Annotated in this window: 3 protein-coding genes; 2 read left to right on the top strand and 1 reads right to left on the bottom strand. The window is 46.5% G+C overall.

Annotated features, from left to right (window positions below; genetic code table 11):
• On the top strand, positions 1-1,396 hold a 1,396-nt coding region (locus ABLA85_RS18425; RefSeq protein ID WP_367965773.1), incomplete at its 5' end, for a conjugative transfer ATPase.
• Between the two features lie 81 nt (positions 1,397-1,477).
• Here ABLA85_RS18425 and ABLA85_RS18420 read toward each other — a convergent pair.
• Entirely contained in the window at positions 1,478-2,053 is a 576-nt protein-coding gene (locus ABLA85_RS18420; protein WP_367965772.1) for a hypothetical protein, read from the bottom strand.
• A gap of 263 nt (positions 2,054-2,316) precedes the next feature.
• Between ABLA85_RS18420 and ABLA85_RS18415 the strand changes: the two genes are divergently transcribed.
• Positions 2,317-2,817, top strand: a 501-nt coding sequence (locus tag ABLA85_RS18415) for an inverse autotransporter beta domain-containing protein (protein WP_367965771.1), incomplete at its 3' end; no start/stop codon positions are given.

The raw sequence follows: 2,817 nt of genomic DNA, 5'->3' as shown, positions 1-2,817 counted from the left end.
CGGGCGCTCAACCGGCACCGGGCATCCGGGGTTCAGCTTTTTTAATCGCGGTGGCGCACCGCTGACCTTCGATCCGATGAACAAGCAGGATCGCACCCAGAATGCGCACTTATTGCTGTTTGGCCCGACCGGGGCAGGTAAATCTGCCACCCTGTGTGCTTCTCTGGTGCAACTGATGGCTATCCACCGACCGCGTTTGTTTATTGTCGAAGCGGGGAACAGCTTTGGCTTGCTGGCCGATTATTACGCCAGTCTGGGGCTGACGGTCAATAAAATCGGTATCAAACCGGGCTGTGGCGTCAGTCTGGCATTGTTTGCTGATGCCCATCAGTTGCTGCAACTCAGCCCCCAACACTTGTGTATTCATGAAGCCGATATTCCGGATACGGATGAATCGCAGGATGAAGGTGACGAACAGCGCGATATTCTGGGCGAGATGGAAATTGCTGCCCGGCTGATGATCACCGGCGGTGAGAAAAAAGAGGAAGAGCGTCTGACTCGCTCAGATCGCGGTTTGATCCGCGAAGCCATTATAATGGCGGCTCACATCAGCCATGAAGAACAACGTCAGATGGTGGCCTCAGACTTACAAAGTGCGCTGTATGCCATCGCCCGCAATCACCAGCAAGATGAACACGGTCAGCCCTTAATCACGGCACATCGCCGGGCACGTGCGGATGAAATGGCCGGTGCCATGTCGATGTTTACCCAGGGTTTTGAAGGGGAACTGTTTAACCGTCCCGGCACGCCGTGGCCGGAAGTGGATGTGACGTTGATTGATTTGGGCACACTGGCGCGGGAAAACTATTCGGCACAGATGGCACTGGCGATGGTCTCACTCATCAACACCGTCAATAACCTGGCCGAACGGGATCAATATCAGGATCGGGAACTGCAACTGGTGATTGACGAAGGACATATCACCACTACCAACCCGCTGTTGTCTCCCTATATGACCAAAGTGGTGAAAATGTGGCGTAAACTGGGCGCCTGGCTGTGGCTCGCCACCCAAAACCTTGCTGATTACCCGGATACCGCTGAAAAAATGTTGAATATGGCCGAATGGTGGTTATGTCTCACGTTGCCCCCGGATGAAGTGGAACAAATCGCCCGCTTCAAAAAACTGACGGAAGAGCAGAAAGCTGTCTTGCTCTCTGCCAGTAAATTGCCCCGTTGTTATACCGAAGGCGTGGTGCTGGCGAAAAAAATCGAAGCCTTGTTTCGGGTGGTGCCACCGAGCCTGTATCTGGCACTGGGGATGACGGAAAAAGAAGAAAAGGCCGAACGGCGGGCGTTAATGCGCGAGCACCAGTGCAGTGAACTGGAAGCGGCGGTGTTGGTTGCAAGGCGGATGGATGTAGCCCGAGGATTGAAAGCAGATTTTGAATATTCTTAATAAAAATTCCTGATGGAGACAGAAACTCTTATTCCCTTGTAATAAAAGAATGAGGATAAGAGTTTTTGTCCATAAAACTTTTCAAGTTTTTAAATAATCTTGTCTTTCTATAATACCATTTTTGAATACTACGCAATAATAGTGGGGAACTTTATTAGTATGAACTCGAAACCTGCCAGTTTGCTCAATATGCCGTTCGAGAGAAGCTCTGTTACACCCACTATTCAGATAAAGCTGATAAACATCGTTATATCTAAAATTTATATAAACGGAACCTACATATCCTTTGACTTCAGTCTCTCGTATATTTGTTGATACTTTTGCTGCAAGAGAAGCGATATCGTAATTCGCTGAATTGCAAGCAAGAAGATGGATTTTATGCAATCGATTTACTACCGTTTGTGACTGAATGTATCTGGCTACTACGTCATAAGTCCAGAGTTGACCGTTTATCGCAAGGCTTTCCACTCTTCCGGGAAAAACGGCGAGTCCGTGACAAGCAATTGTAAATTCGTTTATTACGTATCCATCATGAAAGGTTGACGTAATGTACGTGTGTGCATCTGGATAAATGTCTATAAGATGGACTCTTTGTGTCAAGGTCATTTGAAGTTTCTTCCCCAAAAAGTATACCTGCATTGCAACGGCATTGGTCATGTATATACTCATCTCATTTCAAGTTGCAAACTATTTTTGTTTTATAGGATGCAACTTGAGTTGCTGATGTAAATATGTTTAAAACACGTTTTGGATATTTCATTGTTCGTAGCATATTGAAATAAATATTAAAATGCTTGTTTATATTGAGTGGGCATATAAATGGATAAATTTTCCTTTTCGGAAAAAGAATTAACCACAGTATTTAAAACGCTTTTTCTGCATGTTACCTCTTTCATCATTAATGAAAAGGGTCACAATTCGTGGTGCAAAAAATCCAATTCACGCGGTACAACAGAGCAAAATCTCTGATTATCAGCTTGTTGAGCCTGTCACTCAGTTTTCCCGGTCAGGCTATGCGAGAAGAACAACCCCAAGACCCGCAGGGACAAAAACTGGCTGAAATCACCGCTCAATGGGGGCAACTGACTCAATCTCAATCTCCCAACGAAGCAGCAAAAACAATGGCTGCACAGCAGTTATCGTCTGCGGTCACATCAACACTGACACCCTGGTTGAACCAATATGGCAATGCCCGTCTCACTCTCCCTTTCGACAGCCACCTTTCGTTAAAAGACGTTTCATTTGATGGGTTATTGCCTTTTTATCAATCGGTTTCAGGTACGGCATTCAATCAGCTCGGAGTAAAAACCCACCACGGTCAGACAACAACGGCAGTCGGATTCGGCTATCGCTATGTCGTCGATAATTGGTTATGGGGTACTAATGTCTTCTGGGATGCGTTGTGGCCGGAGCAGCATCAC

This window comes from Xenorhabdus sp. SGI246, assembly GCF_040838225.1.
Lineage (GTDB): Bacteria > Pseudomonadota > Gammaproteobacteria > Enterobacterales > Enterobacteriaceae > Xenorhabdus > Xenorhabdus indica.
Note: the sequence above shows the minus strand (reverse complement) of the source record. Positions and strands in the feature narration are given on the sequence as shown.